Raw genomic sequence first — 21,337 nt, 5'->3', positions numbered from 1 at the left:
CTCCTTTAAAATATTAACCCTTATGCCCACCTACAAGTGCGGCCCGATGCCTTGCTGTTCCGGCTGCCGTATAGGAAACCGCCCTTAGGAGAGCCGTGGAACCGTAACGGCTACGAATTCGATCCATTGCATAGCCGAGTTCTTTCTTTTTCCATCCGTTCAACTCGAAAAGATCGAGTTGAAACTCACTGTCCGTAACGAGATTCCCAATCGAGATTGAAATGCTCCGCACCGTTTTTCCAGCGTAGTTCTCGGCGAAAAGATCAAGACAGACACGATACACGTCCATCGTAATATTGGTGGGCTCTCCTATCGTCCTTGACCGCTGGAAGCCGCCGCCAAATTCATCCTGGCTATAGCCGATCCCTAAGCTGATTGTTCGGCCTGCCTTCCCATGGCTTCTGGCTCTGCGTGCGACTTCTTCACACATTTCAAGGATGACATGGTTGACTTCTTCTCTTTCTTTGTAGTCCCGAAGCAGAATTTGGCTTTTTCCAAAGCTAATCTGCCCTTCCATAATTGGGGCACCGATATTGGAAAAATCAATTCCCCATGCATGCCAGTACATCTGGTTTCCCATAATGCCAAATTTCTTCTCGAGGACTTCAAGGTCATAACGGGCAAGCTGGCCGACTGTGAAAATCCCCATGCTGTTCAGCGTTTTTTCGACACGACGGCCAATTCCCCACATCTCTCTCAGCGGAGACACATTCCACAGCTTTGTCTGAACATCATTATATGTCCATTCGGCAATCCCTTTGCGCTTTGCCTCAAGGTCCAGGCACAGCTTCGACATCAGCATGTTCGGGCCAATCCCGACCGCGCACGGAAGCTGGAACTCGCGCTCGATATCATCTTTGATTTTTTTGGCGATCGAAGCAGCATCACCCCAAAGCTTAGAGACCCCATCCACTTTCAGGAAGCTTTCGTCCACACTGTAAGTATGAATTGCATCCTTTGGGACATAGCGATTAAATACACGGGAGATTTCAGTGGAGATTCGCAGGTATGTTGACATTTGCGGATCAACGACGACTATTCGCGGATCATCAGGAATTTCAAACTTTCGCGATCCAGTCTTGATGCCAAACTCCTTTTTCAAACGAGGGGAAGCTGCCAGGACGACACTTCCGGGACGATCGAGATTCCCGACGACAGCCAGGTAACATTCAAGAGGATCAAGGCCGAGCATCACGGCGGAACAGCTGGCATAGAAGCTCTTGATATCCACACATAAAATTTTGTTTTGCGGCATTTCGCTGTAATCTACCATGTCTTCCCTCCCCTTTGCAGAAAAAGAACATTTGTTCCGTATCATTCTACCCATTATATTAAGCGAATATGCGTTCGATTTCAATGGAAATTTTCCGGGTGACTGACTTAATTAAGGAGAAACTAGGGAATAATACCAAGACTGGAGTGTGCGAAAGCCTGTGTTCCTAGTTAAAAAACCGCCAAAATGGATGGCGGTCTGGAAGTTTATTTTTTATTGAAGAAGTTTTTGCCAAATAATTCAAAAGTCCGGGGGAACAAGGTGTAAAATATACTGCCTGCGCTCATCCAGCGCGGCAGATTGATTTCCCTTGTCTTAGTCATCATCCGGTCGACTACCTGCTTTGCGACATATTCCGGCTTCAGCATGAATCGTTTGACACTTTTCACATACGTTCCCTGCTTATCCGCAATAGTAAAGAAGTTGGTTGCAATCGGTCCCGGATTAACAGAAGTGACAAAAATATGGTCATCAGCAACCTCCATGCGAAGACTGTTCGTGTAGCCAAGCACCGCATGCTTTGTTGCCGAGTAAACACTTGATTTCGGCGTAGCAATTTTGCCTGCCTGGGAAGCGATGTTGATGATATGTCCGCTGCCACGCTGTTTCATGCCCGGAAGAACCATTGATGTACAGGCAATCAAGCCAATAACATTGACATCGAACATCGACTTAATTTCCTCCGTTTTCACTTCATGGGCAAAATCAAAAATGCCGAATCCAGCATTATTGACCAATATATCGGCATAGCGAATGTCCGAAAGCACCTCAAAAAAAACTTTCTTGACTGCTTCTGGGTCTGAAACATCCAGCTGCCGTGCATGGATATTGATGGCGTACTTCGATTGCAATTCTTTTTTTAATATTTCCAGCTTGTCAATACTCCGGGCCAAAAGGACAAGGTTCGCTCCGCGCGCAGCGCAAAGTCTGGCAATCTCAGCCCCTATTCCTCCCGACGCACCGGTAATGATAATGTTTTTTCCTTTTAAAGATGGCATCAGTTTCACCTCATTTTGCTGTATAAACGAAGAAATCCCCTTCTTCTCTGACTGAAATCGCGTCCAAGGATTGTAAATAATCAAGCTGTCCGACGGTTTCCGAAATCGTCAGGTTCAGTTCACGTTCATATACCGTCGGGAAAAGCAATTTGCAGATCTCAAAAACGGTGAGTTCCCTGCCTTCGAGCATTCCTCTGACTTGCATGGCACGGTCATGCTGGCGGGCGAGCCTCTTGTCAATCAGACGATGCAATTCCATGATCTCCGTTCCATGGCCTGTGTATACCAGCCCTACCCGGTACTGCTGCAGTTTTTTTAAGGTTGTATTATATTGAACCAGAGATCTCGGCCTTTCCAGTTCTCCTGGCAGCGGTGGTTCAAGCAATGGATTGGGCGAGATTCCAGCAAGGATCGTATCCCCTGCGATCATTGTGCCATCTTTTTCACGCAAAAGCACGATATGACTCTGAGCATGGCCCGGTGTTTCAATCACCTTCCATCCTGGCAGCGCCGGCGGGACGTCATTTTCTAAAATAGTCCCTGTTAATGAGCGATTGCATGAAAATACTAATGCCTTTTTCATTCCTTTCATTGAAGGAACAAAATATTGCTCTGGTATGGCTGACTGCATAAAAATTTTTTCGTAGAATTCCTTATGTTCCTTCTCGAAATCCGAAGTTCTGTTGATCCATCTTTCATTCAGGTGATGACCATATACTTCAAGGTCGGGTGAAAGGTAGTCCAGCATCCCAACATGATCCGGATGATCATGAGTCAGGATCACCTGCTCCACATCCTCCGGCTTCAATCTTAAATCGGACAGTTGAGATTGGAACGACTCCCAGGACTCTTTCGTTTTTGTACCCGCGTCCACAAGTGTCAACCTGTCCCCTTTTATTAAATAGGCATTCACATCACCAACCGAAAAAGGCGTTGGCAAAGTCAATTTAGCAATTCCATCTTTCCATTCAACCATAATCTCTATACACCCCAAAAACATTATTTTTCTATAAGGTAAAGTAATGAATTGTTTAAAAAAGCACTTATCTTTATTGATTCTAGTATTTTCCCAATATAAAGTTAAGTTTACCTGTAAAGTGGAGAAATGTCATTAATTCCACCTCTCATTTTCAGAAAAAACTAAAAACTAATTTTTTTCGCTTGACATAAGGGTAGTCTTTCTTGCATAATTACTATTAAAATTTCGTATTTAATTAAAAGCAATTGAGCAAGACGAGTAGACAGGAATGGTGTTAGAGAGTGGAGCCCACCGGCTGTAAGGCTCCGCGGCCCTCTTCCTGTTGAAGCCTACCTTGCGAGCTGCCAGGAAAACCTGGACGTATTCCGGCGTTAACGGCTATTGAGCTGCACTTCTTCGGCAAATGCCAAAGAAGTGAATGAAGGTGGTACCACGGAAGCATGGCCTTTCGTCCTTTTACGGATGAAGGCCTTTTTGTATTTATCTAAAAAAACGAAAACTATGGAGGCGAATCTGATGAAGAAGCTTGTTTTTGTAGGAGCAGGATCGATGGCAGAAGCAATGATTTCCGGGATAGGAGCAAGCGGGCTTCTTCCGGCAGAACAAATATGGGTCACAAATAAACAGGATACAGACAGATTGAAAACATTGGAACAGAAATATGGAATACAGGCAACATATGATTGCGACATCCTTTTTAAGGATGTAGATGCCGTCGTCCTGGCGATGAAGCCAAAGGACGCCTCCATCGCGATGGAGGAAATCAAACACTACTTGACAGAAGGAATGCTGGTTATCTCCGTCCTCGCTGGCGTATCGATTAATGCCATTGAAATAGCAGCGGAAAAATCCCTTGCCGTGGTCAGGGCAATGCCGAACACCTCGGCTGCGGTTGGGAAATCGGCAACTGCTATAGCCGTGAATTCCCATGTAAGTAAGTCCCAAAAGACGCTGGTACAAGAACTTTTTAACACAGTTGGCCAGACGACAATCGTGGAGGAAGATCAACTCGATGCCGTCACGGGATTATCTGGCAGTGGGCCAGCTTATATTTATTATCTTGTGGAGGCGATGGAAAAAAGCGCCGCGGAAATCGGTCTCGAAAAACAAACAGCAAAGCAGCTGATTATCCAGACACTGCTCGGTGCAGCGGAAATGCTGACACAATCGGATAAGGAGCCTGCACAACTGCGCTTGGAGGTAACGAGCCCAGGTGGTACGACGGAAGCAGGCATCAATGTTCTCGAGCAGCATGGGGTTCAAACGGCTATAGTATCTTGCATAAAGGAAGCTACCGCCCAATCAAAAAGACTTGGCCATTTGCTGGGAAACGAAATGACAGCCGCAAACCGCCATATTTAGAATGGAAAACTGGTATCCTATTTCACAACGATTGGAAAAAACACCTTTAAGTGAGTACAACTTTTCCCTTCCTCTTCAAGCCCTGTTATACTGAAAATATATTTTGGATAGCGAAATAAAGGAGGCTTCTGGATTGGAAAAGAAATTATTTTCACCGTATACACTGAAAGAGTTGACCTTAAAAAATAGGATCGTCATGGCACCAATGTGCATGTACTCTTGTGAAAAGGAAGACGGGATGGTCACTGACTTTCATACGACACACTATGTAAGCCGGGCAGTCGGTCAAGTGGGTCTGGTCATCCTTGAGGCAACCGCGGTTACACCACAGGGCAGGATATCTCATCAGGATTTGGGAATTTGGAGCGATGAGCATGTTTCCGGACTGGCAAAACTGACTGAGCTAATCAAGCAATACGGCGCCAAAGTTGGTATCCAACTGGCACATGCCGGCCGAAAAGCAGCATTGCGTGATGAAATCATCGCCCCATCAGCGATCGCTTTCGATGAAAATTATAAGGAACCAAAGGCAATGACGGTGGAAGAAATCAAGGAAACCGTCGAGGCATTCAGAAATGCCGCAGAAAGGGCTAAGCGTGCTGGCTTCGATGTAATCGAAATTCATGCTGCACACGGGTATTTGATCAACCAGTTCCTTTCGCCACTCACGAACAAACGGTTAGACCATTACGGTGGTACGAAAGAGAACCGTTTCCGCTTCCTAAAGGAAGTTCTTGAAGAAGTAAAAACCGTTTGGGAAGGACCTCTGTTTGTCCGCGTTTCTGCATGCGATTACCATGAAGATGGCTTGACTGCCGATGATTACGTAGAAATTGGTGCATCGCTGAAAGAACTTGGAGTTGATTTAATTGATGTCAGCTCTGGTGCTGTTGTGCCGGCAAGAATTAACGCCTATCCAGGCTATCAAGTCAAGTTTTCTGAAAAAATCAGACATGGAGCAAATATTGCTACCGGAGCTGTCGGATTGATCACAACCGGTATCCAGGCGGAAGAAATCCTCCAAAATGACCGTGCAGACTTAATTTTCCTTGCACGAGAACTGCTGCGTGATCCATACTGGCCAAGAACGGCAGCGAAAGAACTCGGAACAAGCATTAAATCACCTAAGCAATATGAACGAGGGTGGATATTTTAACAAAGCAATAGAAAGAGAGGCTGACATTATTAACAGCCTCTTTTTTCTATTATTCCCAGCCTTTTTCGTAAGAACAGAGCAGCCTTTGCGTGTGATCTTTTCTCTATTTATCTTTAACCCTTAAAAGTCTCAATCCGTTGAGTGTTACAATCAGGGTTGCACCCATGTCAGCGAAAATCGCGATCCACAAGGTAAGCCAGCCTGGGATGACCAGCAAGAGCGCGAGCAATTTCACACCGATCGAGAATGCGATGTTCTGCTTAATGATCGCCAGTGTCTTCCGGCTTAGTTTGATCGTAAAGGGGAGCTTTTTCAAGTCATCGGCCATCAACGCAATATCAGCCGTTTCGAGTGCTGTATCGGTCCCCGCCCCGCCCATCGCGATACCAACAGTGGCCGCAGCAAGTGCAGGCGCATCGTTTATTCCATCGCCGACCATTGCGACTTTTCCATGATCTTTCTGCAAAGACTTAATGAATGCCAGTTTTTCCTCAGGCAGCAAATCAGATTGAATATCTGACACACCCGCCAGGCTGCCAATTGCCTGTGCTGTCCCTCTATTGTCCCCTGTCAGCATAATCGTTTTTTCAACCCCAAGTTCATGAAGACGGGCAACGACTTCCCTGCTCGATTCTCTTACTTCGTCCGCGACGGCAATCAAGGCAAGCAAGTTGGCATCTGCTCCAACAACCATCACTGTTTTTCCTTCTGCCTGCAAAGCAGCAATTTTATCTGAAGCGGAAGATGGAATACCACCATCCACTATTTCATTAAGGTAGGCAGGGCTTCCGATATGGAAAGTAGCCCCATCGACTGCTCCCTTTAAACCTTTTCCAGTTACCGATGCGAACGCTTCGATCTGTTTCTGCCTGAACGGCACTCCAACCGTTTCTGCTTTGCGGACAATCGCAGCAGCTAACGGGTGCTGTGACTTATTTTCCAATGCGGCAACCTTAGCAAGAAGTTTTCTTTCATCTGTGCCAGCCAGCAGCACAAAATCGGTCACTTCCGGGACACCCTTAGTCAGCGTCCCAGTTTTATCAAAAGCCACTGCTTTAAGCATGCCCATCTCTTCCAGATGGACACCACCTTTAACGAGTACACCATTTTTGGCTGCATTGCCGATTGCGGTCACGATGGATACCGGCGTTGAAATCACGAGTGCGCAAGGGCAGCCGACAACAAGGACTGCTAATCCCTGATAAATCCATTCATTCCAGTCGCCATTGAACAAAAGCGGAGGTACAATCGCTACCAAAAAGGCAACCAGGATGATAATCGGTGTGTAGTACTTAGCGAATCGATCTACGAAGGCTTGTGAAGGTGCCTTTTCTGCCTGAGCTTCCTCGACAAGATGGATGATTTTAGCGATGGTACTATCCTCGACTAACTTGGTTACTTTAACCTCCATCAATCCCTCCCCATTAATCGACCCAGCGAAGACTTCATTGCCCACATTTTTCTCAGCGGGTACAGACTCACCGGTGATTGCCGACTGATTTACAGCCGAGCTGCCCGCTGTGACGTCTCCGTCCATGGCAATCTTTTCACCAGGCTTGACAATCATGATATCGCCGACCTCTATCTCTTTTACATGGATGGTAAATTCCCTGCCGTTGCGGCGTACCAGTGCTTCTTTTGGAGCGATATCCATTAACGAACGAATCGACGCTCTTGCCTTATCCATCGAATATCGCTCAAGAACCTCGCTGATCGCAAACAAAATGACAACGACAGCACCTTCGCTCCATTCACCAATAATCGCAGCGCCGATAATGGCGACGGTCATCAGAGCCCTCATGTCAAAGTCAAGTCTTAACAGATTCTTTATCCCACTTTTAAAAAGTGTATAGCCGCCAATAAAAATGGCGCCCAGGAACAATAGAATTGCAGTCACTGATTTTTCGTCGTACAGCGACGCTACAATAATCATTGCCCCGCTGAGCAGCAAATTCGCGTTTTCCTGCCAAAATGGCTTCTTTTTCCCAACAGGAGCCTCGGCGTTATCAGGGAAAAGTCTCAGGTTTTCGAACGCACCAGCCCGCTCCAGTTCTTCCATCGAGGTATTGCCGTACACTGTTATCTTAGAAGCGCCAAAATTAACCTTTGCATCAAAAACACCATCCAGGTGCTTTACGTTCTGTTCGAACTTTCCAGCACAGCTTGCTCAGGTGAAGCCCTGTACCCGGTATATTGTTTTTTCTCCAGTCTGAACTGCTTCAGTCATTAAACTCCATCTCCTTTTGGTGTTCAAAGGCCATTTGAATTATTTGCTTCACATGGTCATCCACCAGAGAGTAATAAACAAGCTTCCCTTCCTTGCGATATTTGGCAAGACCGAGAACTTTCAGCGTACGGAGATGGTGGGATGCAGTCGCGGTTGAAGCCTTAACGATTCCGGCCACGTCACACACACAAAGTTCATCCCCCACAAAAAGCGAATAGGCGATCTTTATTCGCGTTTCATCGGATAAGGCTTTGAAAATTTTTGCGGCATCCGCTGTATTTTTTTCCTTTAACTTACCAGCAACCGCTTCAACCTTATCTTCGTGGACACAGTTAACCTGACAGACATCCTGCTCCTTCAATTTATCATCCACCTCATTCAAATCATCATTTGAATATATCATATTCAAACCACCGTTTGAATGTCAATAAAAAAACCAGGATTTTCTCCTGATTTTAAAGATTAGGCTATTTTTTCTCCCTGTTGGTCAGCAACCTTTTAAAATAAAATCCTAATTATTCGATTCAGAAGTGTGTTTTCACTCGCTGTCCAGCAGCACTAGCTGACGTACAAGATAGATTGTTTTCAATCGTCACACCCCTTTATTCGTCATGATCATATGGAATCAGGACTTCCATAAAGTCCTCTGATAGGACAGTGTTGGGAAAAATTGTTTTGGCTTCCGCTTCGAGCTGCTGCCAGTCATTACGGTCATATCTTGAACTAATATGGGTAAGGCACAGCTTTTTCGCTCCAGCATGCAAGGCTGTTTCGGCTGCCTGCAATGTAGTCGAATGGAAATACTCATGCGCGATCGCCTCTTCACCTGCTGAAAAAGTGGACTCATGGATAAGCAAATCAGCCTTCTCAGCAAGTAGCTGAGCATTTTTGCATTTTCTTGTGTCTCCTAAAATAGAGATAATCCGGCCTTTTTGCGGCGGTCCGACAAATTCCGTAGGGTCAATCATCGTACCGTTGTCCAATATGACTTCTTCCCCATTCTTGATTTTCCTGTAATCAGGGCCAGGCTTTACCCCTGCAGCTTGAAGCTTATCTGCAAGGAGTGTACCCGGCCGGTCCTTTTCAATGATTCTATAACCGTATGAAGGAATTCCATGTTCTAAAAGTCTTGCCTCCACAATAAACTGTTCATCCTCGAATATGATTCCTTCTTCCAGCTCGACAATCTCCATCGGATACTTCAAATACGTTTTGCTAATTTTCAAGGATATTTCAATATATTCTTTGATCCCCGGCGGTCCATAAACAGTAACCAATGAATTCCCGCCCTGGAACGAACGGCTGGACAGCAAACCGGGTAAACCATAAATATGATCGCCGTGCAGATGGGTGATGAAAATTTTTTCAATTCTGCGCGGCTTTATGCTTGTATGTAATATCTGATGCTGGGTTGCTTCCCCACAGTCGAACAGCCAGATAGCACCCCGCTCCTCGAGCAATTTCAGGGCAATTGATGTAACATTCCTTAATTTTGCGGGAACACCCGCACCTGTCCCCAGAAAAAAAACATCCATGCCTAATATCCTCCTGACCTTTTGTATACAAGCGTTCCCGCTTTTCTTTTCAATATATCATATGAAACAGATTCTATCTAAACAGAATGTTGCTGAAAGGGAGAATAGGATAGTTCGATACAAATTGCAGAAACTAACTTCAGGCCAAAAAAGTTGCTAATTGTTATCGAAACGGATAAAATTTTGTATTTGTAAAGTGATTTTTATTCACAGAGATTGTTGCTTTCCATTTTCCGGTGAAAAAAACGGAAACGGGAAGGAGCCTTTACATATTTCTAAATAGAAGAGAGGTTCTATATTGTGGCACACAACGAAAAACCAACCGCTTTAATCATGATCTTCGGGGCTACAGGAGACCTGGCAAACCGAAAACTGTTCCCTTCCCTATACAATTTATATGCAAAAGGGCAACTGGACAAGTTCGCAGTCGTTGGCGTTGCCCGCCGTTCCCTGACAAATGAAGAATTTCAGCTGAGGGTAAAAGAGTCTGTAACAGAACATGGCGAGGCTGCAGCGAATCTTGATGAGTTCGTTTCTAAATTTTATTATCACTCCCATGATGTGACTGACTCAAGTTCCTATATCGCACTTGGCAAGCTGGCAGAGGAGCTTGACGAAAATTACCGGCTTGATGGCAATAGAATATTCTACCTGGCAATGGCACCAGAATTTTTTGGAACAATTGCTGAGCATTTAAAGAAAGATAAGCTAACGAATGTCACAGGATTTAAGAGGCTCGTCATTGAAAAGCCATTTGGCCATGACCTTGAATCCGCCAAAGTGTTAAATAAGCAGATCCGGACCGCTTTTTCTGAGGATGAGATCTACAGGATCGACCATTACCTCGGTAAAGAGATGGTGCAAAATATCGAAGTCATCCGCTTTGCAAACGCAATGTTTGAACCGCTTTGGAATAACCGCTACATTTCTAACATCCAGGTAACTTCCAGTGAAACACTTGGTGTGGAAGAACGCGGCCGCTATTATGAAAAGAGCGGAGCACTCCGGGACATGGTCCAGAACCATATGCTTCAGATGGTGTCTTTGCTGGCGATGGAACCGCCTATCAAATTGACAACGGATGAAATACGTTCTGAAAAAGTAAGAGTGTTCCGTGCACTTCGCCCGATTATCGGCGAGGAAGTAAACGACTATTTCGTCCGTGGCCAATACGGACAGGGATCGATGAATGAAAAAGAGGTTCCAGCATACCGTCAGGAGGAAATGGTTGACCCTGACTCTAATACCGAGACATTTGTCGCAGGCAAGCTGATGATTGATAACTTTCGCTGGGCTGGAGTACCGTTTTATATCCGAACAGGAAAAAGAATGAAAGCTAAATCAACAAAAATTGTCATTCAATTCAAAGATATCCCAATGGATTTATATTACCAGCGAGAACAGACGGTAAATCCAAATCTGCTGGTGATCCATATCCAGCCAGAAGAAGGAATTACGCTTCACTTAAACGCGAAGAAATCTGGTCAAGGTACAGAAGCTACCCCTGTCAAATTGAATTATGCTAATAAAGGGATCGATGGATTGAATACTCCAGAAGCATATGAGAAGCTGCTGTATGATTCATTGCGCGGGGATGCAACAAACTTCACTCATTGGGATGAAGTCGCGCTATCCTGGAGTTTCGTCGATAACATTTCTGCAGTATGGGAAAACACAAATGAACATTCCTTCCCGAACTATGAATCAGGCTCGATGGGTCCTGAGGCAGCGGACAAACTGCTCAAAAATGACGGATTCTTCTGGTGGCCAGTCACTGAAATTGACGTGGATAATTGCTAGTTAAGAAAAAACCGGGCGAAAACCGCCCGGTCCTTTTTTGGGTTTGGCTGATTAACGTGCTGTTGATTGGAACGGATGACACTATTCTTTATACAAAAGAAAAAACTGGAACTAATATCTAAACTAAACTGCATCCAAATGCCGAAACGAAAGATACCCTTATGCGAGCATTTCCACCTCCACAAGGGCACCTTTCATGCCGAAAGATATCCTTATGCGAGCATTTTCACTTCTATAAGGGCATCTTTCATGCCGAAAGATACCCTTATGCGAGCATTTTCACCTCCATAAGGGCATCTTTCTTGCCGAGAGATACCCTTATGCGAGCAATAAGTAAAACTGTTTGTATTTTTTATCTCAATACATCTTTGACTTCATTTGGCAGGATCGAAGCGTCTCGAGGGGCAAGGTGCTGGAGCTGAAGCTGGACAATTTTCAAAGAAATTTATACTTTCTTATAAAAAAACAGCGGATACAAGATCCGCTGTTACAGTGTCTTATTCCATCCACTCCGTGTGGAAGATTCCTTCTTTGTCGATGCGCTGATAGGTGTGAGCTCCGAAGTAATCGCGCTGTGCTTGAATCAGGTTGGCCGGCAGTGTTTCTGTCCGGTAGCTGTCAAAGTAGGAAAGGGCAGCTGATAAGCTAGGCACAGGAATTCCGTTGAGAACAGCAGCAGAGATGATTTCTCGCAATGACTGTTGATAGCTTTCTGTAATTTCCTTGAAATATGGATCAAGCAGCAAATTTTTCAAACCTGGGTCACGGTCATAAGCTTCCTTGATTTTTTGGAGGAACTGGGCTCTAATAATGCAGCCTCCTCGAAAAATCATAGCGATTTCTCCGTAGTTCAGGTTCCAGTCATATTCCTCAGAAGCTGCTCTCATCTGCGCGAAACCCTGAGCATAAGAGCAAATTTTGCTTAAATACAGAGCCTTTCGAATCGATTCAATGAATTCCTTTTTGTCGCCATCAAATGGTTTCGCTTCTGGTCCGGTAAGTACCTTGCTAGCCTCAGTTCGCTCTTGCTTCATTGCCGAAATAAACCGCGCGAAAACGGACTCTGTAATAATCGGCAGCGGAACTCCAAGATCCAGAGCACTCTGGCTTGTCCATTTTCCGGTTCCTTTTTGGCCAGCGGTATCAAGGATCACGTCGACCAGCGCTTTGCCAGTTTCATCGTCCTTCTTTGTGAAAATATCTGCTGTAATTTCGATTAAATAACTGTCAAGCTCCCCGTTGTTCCATTCTGCAAATACTTCATGCAGTTCTTCCGCACCCAAGCCAAGAACATGCTTCAGAATGAAATAAGATTCTGCAATCAACTGCATGTCGCCATACTCGATTCCATTGTGGACCATTTTTACATAATGACCCGCTCCATCCGGACCAATATAGGTCGTACAAGCGTCCCCATTGACCTTAGCGGCAATATCCTGGAAGATCGGAGCAACCAGTTCATACGCCTCCTTTTGCCCTCCAGGCATGATCGATGGTCCGTGAAGGGCACCTTCCTCTCCTCCAGATACACCGGTGCCGATAAAGTGAAGGCCAAGCTCGCTCAGCTCCTTGTTCCGACGCTGTGTATCGGCAAAATATGTATTGCCGCCGTCAATGATGATATCGCCCTTTTCAAGATGCGGCTTCAATTGCTCGATTGTCGCGTCGGTCGCAGCACCGGCTTTAACCATCAGCAAGATTTTTCGTGGTTTTTCAAGAGAATGGACAAATTCTTCGATTGAAAATGTTCCGTAAATATTTTTGCCTTCCGTTTCGGCGAGCATTTCATCCGTCTTTTCTCTAGAACGGTTATAGACAGAAACAGAATAACCTCGGCTTTCAATATTCATCGCAAGGTTTTTCCCCATAACCGCGAGGCCAATGACCCCGATTTGCTGTTTTGACATCATTCCAACTTCCTTCCTTTTGCATAACGTTTTTTTTTAAACTATAAATTAATGTAACAATGAATCCAAGAGGGTGCAAACAATTAGGTTTACGAAGCTAAACAACTTTAAAAGTCTTTTTTCTCGAAATCGTCCTTTCCTTTGCGGTCCTGAAGGAAATCCTTATTAAAGCTTGTCCCAGCTCCAGCGTTTTCTCTTGAAGAATGCTTCTTCCTCTGCAATCCCGCACTTTCGATGATCTTTTTGCCGTATTTTTCACGTAGCAGGTTCATCGTATGTAGCAAAGGTTCCTTTTTTGCATCCTGTTCATAGGAAAACAAGTCGAGCTGCTTTACAGCCCGATCCGCTTCTAACAAGTCTGTTCCCGTGATTCCGAGCAAGCGAACAGGATCCCCGTTCCAGTGTTTTAAAAATAAAGCTTTGGCCACAGTAGCAATTTCGTCCTTCTTCGACACCGGGTTCTGAAGCTTTTGGCTTCTTGTAATCGTTTTTCTATCTTTAAACCGGATCATGATGCTAATCGTGGTTGCGACAGCTTCCTTTCTCTTCATCCTGGCAGCTACCTGCTCTGATAAGCGGTCAAGCACCTTCATGAGTTCATGCTGATTCGAAAGATCTCTCGGCAAGGTTGTCGAATTGCCGATACTCTTGAAGTCATAGACCGATTCGGGATCCACCATTCTATTGTCCTGACCGTTTGCTCTTTCTTTTAGCTTCAGGCCATTAATCCCTAACAGGGCTTTCAATTGAATATCATTAGCTTTGGCCAGGTCACCAATAGATAGAATGCCGATACTTTTTAGTTTATCCGCGGTTTTCGTTCCTACTCCATGCATCTCACCGGCTCCGAGCGGCCATAGGATCCTTGGGATATCCCGCTTTCTTAAAATTGTGATTCCCAATGGTTTTTTCATATCGGAAGCTGTTTTCGCCAGGAATTTATTAGGAGCAATTCCAATGCTACATGGCAAATCCAGCTGCTCGAGAATCCGTTTCTGAATACTCTCAGCTATCTCCAATGGTGCCCCGATATCAGCACAATCCGTAATATCCATATACCCTTCATCAATGGAAACAGGTTCCACTAGTTCGGTATATTGGCGCAGAATATCGAACATAGCCGCAGATGCTGTCCGGTATCTGTCAAAATTCGGTGATTTTATGATTAACTCAGGGCAAAGCTTTTTTGCTTCCCATAACGGCATGGTCGTTCTGACGCCTAACTTCCTCGCTTCATAGCTGCAAGTAACAATGATTCCTCGACGTTCCTTAGGGTTTCCTGCAATGGCAAGTGGTTTTCCCTTGAGTTCCGAATCATAGGCCATTTCAACGGATGCATAAAAGCTATTCATATCAACATGTAAAATGACTCTGCCCTTTTTTGGATACATTTCTTTCATGTCAGCCACTTCCCAAATATACGTTCCCTTCTAGTTTAACAAAAAAACCGTTCTTATACTTAATTGAAGTTTAAAAGACAAATTTGAATTTTATGTGAAGAAAACATAGAAAAGGTTAAAAATTCCGCTGTGGAATCCGATAAAATCAACAAACAGATATTACATTGACGGGGGAATTTTTATGCAGTATTGGTCCATTGGCAGAAAGTATGCAAACGTTTTCGCATTTATCATGGTCATTTTCCTGGGCAGTTTTATTTATCTTTCCAGTGTTTTGAGCAATCTTCAAGATGCGATCGACCTGGCAGAGGAGAAAAGTGATTACGCGATCATGATTAGTGAAATGGGGGCCACTTTTCGCCAGAAATACATCATCATTACTGACTACATAACTGAACCAAAATCTGAACTTCTTACACTATATAAAAAAGACGCAGAACAGTTTGATGCTTCAGCTAAAAAACTGAAAGCAAATGTGAAAACGGAAGAAGCTCAAACCCTATTCGAGGCAATCGTCATAACAGATAAGCATATGGACAAAATCTGGTCTGATGAGATTTTAAAGACTGTGGATGAATTTAAGCAAAACGGAGAACAGGTTGATATTTTCACCCAAATCAGTCTTGCGAACAAAGCTGAAACCATCAGGGATATGAATATCGAAAAATTAAACCAGTTGCAGACGACCATTCTGGATGACAGGAGCAAAATCATGAATGAAACCCATTCTTCAATTGCTTCCATGATCCGTAATACTTTCATCCTTATCATCATCGCCTTTATCATCTCTTCTGTGGCAATGTACTTTGTCTCCCGCAGCATCAGTAAAAACCTTAAGGATGTGGTTGCTTACTGCAAAAAACTCGCAGCCGGGGAACTGAATATAAAAGCGTTGCAGGCAAAGAGCAGGGATGAAGTCGGTCAGATTATCCAGGCAATGAACCAATTATCCGGAAACCTTAGAACATCGATTTCCAGCATTCTTACGTCATCTAATCAGGTTAATGAAATGTCGCGAAATCTAAAGGCAAATGCAGAATCCACCACAGAAGCAAACAATGAAATCACGACATCGATCATGCAAGTTGCATCTGCCTCAGATGAGCAGGTGAAGATTTCCGAACGCACCAATGAAGCTGTCGAAAATGTTTCTGCCCAATTAATTCAGGTTACAGGATCGATGAACGAAACATTGCAAACCACTTCAGATACGAAGCAAAAAATAGAGCAGGGTAAATTGTATGCTTACAATGTGACAGAACAGATGGACGAAATAAATGGAAAGGTTACGAAATTAGCCAAAGTGATTCATTCCCTGAAGAATAATTCTCAGGAAATCCATCGAATCATTGAAATCATCACTAATATATCTAACCAGACAAATTTATTGGCATTGAATGCAGCAATTGAAGCGGCACGAGCCGGAGAGCATGGGAAAGGCTTCGGAGTTGTCGCCCAGGAAGTGCGCAAACTTGCTGAACAATCAGCCGGAGCGGCAGAAAGCATCCGCGCAATTCTTGAACAAACTGGAAAAGAAACGAACCAGGCAGTAAATGTCATGGATGAAAGCCAGGTTACTGTACAGAAAGGCAATGAACTTGTCGGGAAAGTGGCAGCCCTATTCACTGAAATAGCTCAATCGATCGAAGAAGTAAGCGTGAAGGGAGACACTGTCAGCAGAGCTGTCATGAGTGCGAATGAAAAGATTGAATTCATGGCGCTATCTGCGACAGAGGTCATTACCGCATCTTCAAAGTCTGCACAATTCCTCGAGCAGGTAGCAGCTACCACAGAGGAACAAAATGCAACCATGCAGGAACTGTTGGAATCATCCAGTAAATTGTCCAGCATGGCCGAGGATCTAAGAAAATCATTCTCCAGCTTTAAGCTATAAAGCCAAAACAAGCTGACCACCGAAGGATCAGCTTGTTTCCTAACACTAACTAGTACGGTATTTCCTGTTTTTGACTCTTCATATAGTCCTTAATCTCTTTGATTCCCTCAAGCGACTGGATTAGCGTGTCCGGATCAATGACCATAATCAACCGTTTTTCCACATTGGCTATACCTGTAATGAATTTAGTATTTTGATATGCGATTAGACCTGGTTGTTTTAAGTTTTCCTGAGGTATCTCAAGGATTTCCTTCGCATCCTTGACCAGGATACCGAGCGAGATGTCAGAAGTCTCCACTACGATCAGTCTTGTCTTGTCATCTGCCTGAATATCCCGGTTATAGAGGACTTTTTCCAAATCTACGACTGGAATCAAATCCCCTCTTACCTTTGTGATGCCAGTAACATAGTCAGGCATATGCGGGATCGCAGTCATCCCTTCCATTTTTTCAATCGAGATAACGAAAAGAATCGGAATAGCATATTCTTCTTTTCCTGCCTGGAATACAACCGTCTTCGTACTTTCTTTCATTGGAGTACACTTCCTTTATTTAAAGTTCTATCCCTATGTAATAATAGATTATCTGATTATCCAACTAGCTCAGTATAGGTCCAGTGGTTGATGATACACAACATTGAGCCAATCGGTTAAACAGTTCGTTTTTTATTGCTCGACGGTTGAATCGATAACAGAATTCATCCAGGTATGGCTTGCAAATGTTTGGAATCCAACCCATGAAGGTCCCGCCAATAAAGGCTTTAGCATTGGAGATGACCGTATGAAGCCACTTTAGATGATCTGGGTTATCCACTGGATTAAAGAGTTTGGCTTCATGATTAAACCCTTCTTTCGCCAAAGCTTTATAAGATCGGTACTTATCACTTGTAATGGTTGATCCAGACTCGATGAACTTTTGTGCAAAGGTAACAAGTGTAACACCTTTAACGTCAGGAATCACTTGCATCTTAAGATATTTAGGATGACCTTTCTTATCAAGCGAGAGAGCAACAAGGACGGGGGTTTGATCCGTACCGCGCCCGCGTTTACCGCCTTCTGTGGGCGCTCCGAAAAAAGCATCATCTAGCTCTACAATGCCAGCTAGGGTATACATGCTATCACGCTCTCCCATTGCTTTACGGACCTTATGTTGGATCGTCCAAGCGGTTTGATAGGCAACGCCAAGTTCATCAGCAAGGAACGTGGCAGAAACCCCACGCTTGTCATGAACGATGAGGTAAATCGCCCAAAACCATTTTACAAGGTCTGTGCGAGTTTTCTCCAACACAGTACCTACAGTGACCGTTGTTTGATGGTGGCAATTCGTACACTCATACAAAGGAAGTTTACGGGTTTTGATTTCTTAAGCCCGATCGTGCTGACACTTTTGGCAGCGGAATCCATCAGACCACTTCATCTTGTATAAATGCTGATGGCACGCATCTTCCGTTTGAAATGCTTTTTGAAACTGTATCAAATTCATAGATTCCTTTTTAGCCATCTAAATCACTCCCGAACCAATGTTTGATTTTAGTATACCAAACATTAGTTCGTATGAAAAGAGGAAACTGAGCTAAATGGATAATCAGAATAGATTATTATCGTTGCGTGGTGAATGAACAGTTTTCCAAGTATTATATCGGATTCTTTCGTTTCATTTTTAGGGATATTGAAAAAAAAGGTCAGCTAATAGACATTTTGCCGATTACTTCTCCTGGAACTGTCTAAGAAAACAACTCATTTCCTGGACATTTTGCCTTCAACTTCTCTCTGAAATGTCTATTAAAACACATTTCTTGCCACTACCAATCCCTTTTCAAAGACCCTCTTTATTCTAGGCGTACAGAAACCGATGACGAATTCATAGACCATGAAAGTGAAATTAAATTACAAGAACACTGGTACCAGGACTTGTATTTCGAAATCGAGACAAAGGAACTGGGGCTTGAATTGGATCATCGGAAAAAATGCCTCATTCCCTTTTGATAAGTTGACTTCATTTGAACGGACCATCCTATCACTCCATGAAGATACGGGTTTAACTTATGAGGAAGTTGGCCTACAGATGAGCTATCATCTAGATACCATTTGGTCAAATAGCAAACAAATTAAACACTTAATAAATAAACCCTCCAAGCCAATACATGCCTTGGAGGGTTTTATTTTTACTTTCCGTACTTCTCTTTTGCTTCGTTAAACAATTTTGCAAAATTTGCCCGCTCTGCTTTTACTTCTTCTTCCGGCTCGTCTTCATCCGCATACATCTCAACGTCATCTGTGTTTAAAGGTACTTTCCCAAAGGTAACTCCTCGTATTGAGAGCACACCATCTCGTTCAATTAAGAACAGGAGATAATCTTCTCCGTTTTTCATTTCTTTGTAGCCATTTGTCGTATGAATAATACCCTCGTGTTCATAGACTAATTCACCAACACTAATTTTGGCATTAGGTTTGACCTTTTCATTTCCGTCTGTCTTGATAACTTCCTTAACAAGGAATTCGGCTTCAGTCCATCCGGAAATAATATTATCATTTACTTTTGATTTTACTTTTTTCTGACCCAGCTTCCCTAATTTTTTTCCGCGAACAATAATAGGACTCTCATTTTCCATTTCACTCAATGTTTCAAATGATACGACTTTCGCATGATCGCTGATTACTTTTGGCTCTGAACCATTAAAGTTCTTTGCAACAAATAAACCTCCAAATGTTAATGTTAAAACGGAAATTCCAACGATTAGTATTTTTTTCATTTATTTTTACCCCTTTTTAATATAATCTTGCAATTCCAGCTTTATCGTCAGATAAAGGGTAGTCTTTATTGTTAAAGTTATATTGACGCATTACTGCTATACTATCGTTTTCTTTCTGAGTATGTGCTAGTCCTAATGCATGCCCCACCTCATGAACAATAGTTTCCCTTTCCTGTGTTTCAGTTAACTCGAACCAAGCCTTGTAAATAATGATATGGCCATTTGAACCGCTGACATAGCGTCCATAAGTATCTCCACTATAAGCATTCGCCCATTCAATATATACATCTGCGTTAGAAGTGCTGGATACCCTTGTGGTAAATTGAATTTCTGGCAGCGCATCCCACTTGTTCACGGATTGGTCCACTTCTGTCCACTTGTAACCACTTTGAAAATTTTTAAAGTCTGGATCTACCCAGTAATAAGCATCTGTAGGGTAGTATATCTTTGGCGCAGTGTTAAACAGATAAGCATATGCATTACTCCCTGAAACAAATAAAAACATAACAATGGACAAAAGCGGAAGGATCACTTTCTTTTTCATTTTATGACTTCCTTTCTATATTATGGTTTTTGCAAAGATAGAATACCAGATAAGAAAATCCTAGTCTATCAAAAAAATTATTTTTTTAAAATTTTCAGAAATTATATCAGACAGTCTTTCTCTCTATAATGTTGTATATTTCACCAAAGGTTCTGGTATTCGATGGGCAACAAATTCAAACATGACATTATAAACCTGTTCTGCAAAGCCAAGAAGCTGATAATTGTCCATCTGTTCATCATTTGGAGAAAGCGTCAAGATGTCTATTAAAATCTGTAAGTTCTTATAAAAAGGGCTTCCCCGTGCAGGGAAGCCTACTTTTTCTCATTTTTTATTGTGCAGCTACTTCTTGAATCAATGCGATGACCATCTCGGCAAGCTTCTCTAGCTCTTCGATTGGCATTCTTTCGTTTGTTGTGTGGATTTCTTCATAGCCAACTGCCAGGTTGACTGTCGGGATACCAAAGCCGGCAATGACATTCGCATCGCTTCCGCCGCCGCTTTGGAGCAATTCTGAGCTTCTGCCGATTTTTGCGGCAGCTTTTTGAGCCAGTTGCACAACCAGGTCGCCTTCACTGAATTTGAAGCCAGGATACATAACCTGGACATCCACTTCAGCTTTTCCGCCCATTTCCCGTGCAGCTGATTCGAATGCTTCCTTCATTTTTGCCACTTGCGCTTCCATTTTTTCCGGGATTAGCGAACGGGCTTCAGCAAGAATTTCGACGCGGTCGGCCACGATATTTGTCTGTGTTCCGCCCTGGAAACGGCCGATATTTGCGGTTGTTTCTCCATCAATACGGCCAAGCGGCATTCTGGCCACTGCTTTGGCAGCGATCGTAATGGCGGAAACACCTTTTTCAGGAGCAACACCTGCGTGGGCGGTTTTGCCATGAATGACAGCCGACACTTTCGCCTGCGTAGGAGCGGCGACAATAATGTTTCCTACCTTGCCGTCACTGTCGAGTGCATATCCGTATTTCGCTTTTACCAAAGAAGAAGCTAATGCCTTGGCACCAACAAGCCCTGATTCTTCCCCGACGGTAATGATGAACTGGATTGTTCCATGAGGGATCGATTGTTCCTTCAGGACACGAATCGTTTCAAGCATGACTGACAGTCCCGTCTTGTCATCTGCACCAAGAATGGTTGTCCCATCTGTGACAACATAACCATCTTTGATGGATGGCTTTACTCCATTTGCCGGTACGACTGTATCCATATGGGAAGTGAAGTAGATGGTATCGACACCTTCTTTTGTCCCTTCCAAAGTACAGATCAGGTTACCAGCACCATGCCCTGTTTGTGCAGTCGTATCATCCTCGATGACATCCACTCCGAGGGCCGCGAATTTCTGCTTGAGAACGCCAGCGATCTCTGTTTCATACTTTGTTTCGGAATCAATTTGGACAAGCTCTAAAAACTCATTCAATAAACGTTCGTTATTAATCATCCTGGCCAACCTCCAATTATGTATATACTACTTGAGTATAACGCTAATGGACGGACAA

Annotated in this window: 16 protein-coding genes and 1 pseudogene; 4 read left to right on the top strand and 13 right to left on the bottom strand. The window is 43.7% G+C overall.

The window, feature by feature from the left end:
* Positions 1-13 precede the first annotated feature (13 nt).
* From J2S25_RS09635 to J2S25_RS09625, 3 genes are all read right to left on the bottom strand, one after another.
* Positions 14-1,273 carry a Y-family DNA polymerase gene (locus J2S25_RS09635; protein ID WP_044390374.1) on the bottom strand — a complete coding sequence of 420 codons (1,260 nt, stop codon included), beginning with the start codon at positions 1,271-1,273 and terminating at the stop codon, positions 14-16.
* A gap of 206 nt (positions 1,274-1,479) precedes the next feature.
* Positions 1,480-2,271, bottom strand: coding sequence for an SDR family NAD(P)-dependent oxidoreductase (locus J2S25_RS09630; protein WP_044390372.1), 792 nt, complete (start codon positions 2,269-2,271; stop codon positions 1,480-1,482).
* A gap of 10 nt (positions 2,272-2,281) precedes the next feature.
* Positions 2,282-3,247 (bottom strand): MBL fold metallo-hydrolase, encoded by a 966-nt coding sequence (locus J2S25_RS09625; RefSeq protein ID WP_044390370.1) that lies wholly within the window; start codon positions 3,245-3,247, stop codon positions 2,282-2,284.
* A gap of 519 nt (positions 3,248-3,766) precedes the next feature.
* Here J2S25_RS09625 and proC point away from each other — a divergent pair.
* Positions 3,767-4,612: a pyrroline-5-carboxylate reductase gene (gene proC, locus J2S25_RS09620; RefSeq protein WP_044390387.1), complete on the top strand. Its 846-nt coding sequence runs from the start codon at positions 3,767-3,769 to the stop codon at positions 4,610-4,612.
* Positions 4,613-4,745: 133 nt separating this feature from the next.
* Complete coding sequence (namA, locus tag J2S25_RS09615; protein WP_044390369.1) at positions 4,746-5,768, top strand: NADPH dehydrogenase NamA; 1,023 nt, start codon at positions 4,746-4,748, stop codon at positions 5,766-5,768.
* Between the two features lie 103 nt (positions 5,769-5,871).
* Here the strand turns inward: namA and J2S25_RS09610 are convergent, their stop codons facing one another.
* From J2S25_RS09610 to rnz, 3 genes are all read right to left on the bottom strand, one after another.
* The gene (locus J2S25_RS09610) at positions 5,872-7,995 is read right to left on the bottom strand and encodes a heavy metal translocating P-type ATPase (protein WP_084221670.1); all 2,124 of its coding nucleotides are present in this window, start codon (positions 7,993-7,995) and stop codon (positions 5,872-5,874) included.
* A complete protein-coding gene (locus J2S25_RS09605; protein WP_044390385.1) occupies positions 7,988-8,356 on the bottom strand; it encodes an ArsR/SmtB family transcription factor in 369 nt (122 codons plus the stop codon). Before J2S25_RS09605 ends, J2S25_RS09610 begins: the two co-directional genes overlap by 8 nt.
* 241 nt (positions 8,357-8,597) lie before the next feature.
* On the bottom strand, positions 8,598-9,530 hold the full coding sequence (gene rnz / locus J2S25_RS09600; RefSeq protein WP_044390367.1) for a ribonuclease Z: 933 nt from the start codon (positions 9,528-9,530) through the stop codon (positions 8,598-8,600).
* Between the two features lie 300 nt (positions 9,531-9,830).
* Between rnz and zwf the strand changes: the two genes are divergently transcribed.
* Positions 9,831-11,330 carry a glucose-6-phosphate dehydrogenase gene (zwf, locus tag J2S25_RS09595; protein WP_128721455.1) on the top strand — a complete coding sequence of 500 codons (1,500 nt, stop codon included), beginning with the start codon at positions 9,831-9,833 and terminating at the stop codon, positions 11,328-11,330.
* 497 nt (positions 11,331-11,827) lie between these two features.
* On the opposite strand, the gene gnd is transcribed toward zwf, so the two are convergent.
* Together gnd and J2S25_RS09585 are read right to left on the bottom strand one after the other, a co-directional pair.
* Complete coding sequence (gnd, locus tag J2S25_RS09590) at positions 11,828-13,237, bottom strand: NADP-dependent phosphogluconate dehydrogenase (protein WP_044390365.1); 1,410 nt, start codon at positions 13,235-13,237, stop codon at positions 11,828-11,830.
* A gap of 107 nt (positions 13,238-13,344) precedes the next feature.
* Positions 13,345-14,637, bottom strand: coding sequence for a DNA polymerase IV (locus J2S25_RS09585; protein ID WP_044390363.1), 1,293 nt, complete (start codon positions 14,635-14,637; stop codon positions 13,345-13,347).
* 181 nt (positions 14,638-14,818) lie between these two features.
* Here J2S25_RS09585 and J2S25_RS09580 point away from each other — a divergent pair, with 181 nt between their 5' ends.
* A complete protein-coding gene (locus J2S25_RS09580) occupies positions 14,819-16,531 on the top strand; it encodes a methyl-accepting chemotaxis protein (protein WP_044390362.1) in 1,713 nt (570 codons plus the stop codon).
* Between the two features lie 49 nt (positions 16,532-16,580).
* Here the strand turns inward: J2S25_RS09580 and J2S25_RS09575 are convergent, their stop codons facing one another.
* From J2S25_RS09575 to J2S25_RS09555, 5 genes and pseudogenes are all read right to left on the bottom strand, one after another.
* Positions 16,581-17,063, bottom strand: a complete 483-nt coding sequence (locus tag J2S25_RS09575; RefSeq protein ID WP_044390360.1) for a chemotaxis protein CheW — start codon at positions 17,061-17,063, stop codon at positions 16,581-16,583.
* Positions 17,064-17,127: 64 nt separating this feature from the next.
* Positions 17,128-18,030: pseudogene (locus J2S25_RS09570) on the bottom strand (IS1595 family transposase).
* 664 nt (positions 18,031-18,694) lie between these two features.
* Positions 18,695-19,282, bottom strand: a complete 588-nt coding sequence (locus J2S25_RS09565; protein ID WP_044391101.1) for a hypothetical protein — start codon at positions 19,280-19,282, stop codon at positions 18,695-18,697.
* A 16-nt stretch (positions 19,283-19,298) separates the two neighbouring features.
* On the bottom strand, positions 19,299-19,826 hold the full coding sequence (locus tag J2S25_RS09560; RefSeq protein WP_044391102.1) for a matrixin family metalloprotease: 528 nt from the start codon (positions 19,824-19,826) through the stop codon (positions 19,299-19,301).
* Between the two features lie 331 nt (positions 19,827-20,157).
* Positions 20,158-21,279 (bottom strand): tripeptidase T, encoded by a 1,122-nt coding sequence (locus J2S25_RS09555; RefSeq protein WP_044391103.1) that lies wholly within the window; start codon positions 21,277-21,279, stop codon positions 20,158-20,160.
* Positions 21,280-21,337 lie beyond the last annotated feature (58 nt).

Origin of the sequence: Mesobacillus stamsii (assembly GCF_030814065.1) — a bacterium.
In the GTDB taxonomy this organism is placed as follows: domain Bacteria; phylum Bacillota; class Bacilli; order Bacillales; family Cytobacillaceae; genus Mesobacillus; species Mesobacillus stamsii.
The sequence above is the reverse complement of the archived record's forward strand: the minus strand, read 5'-3'. Positions and strand labels throughout refer to the sequence as shown.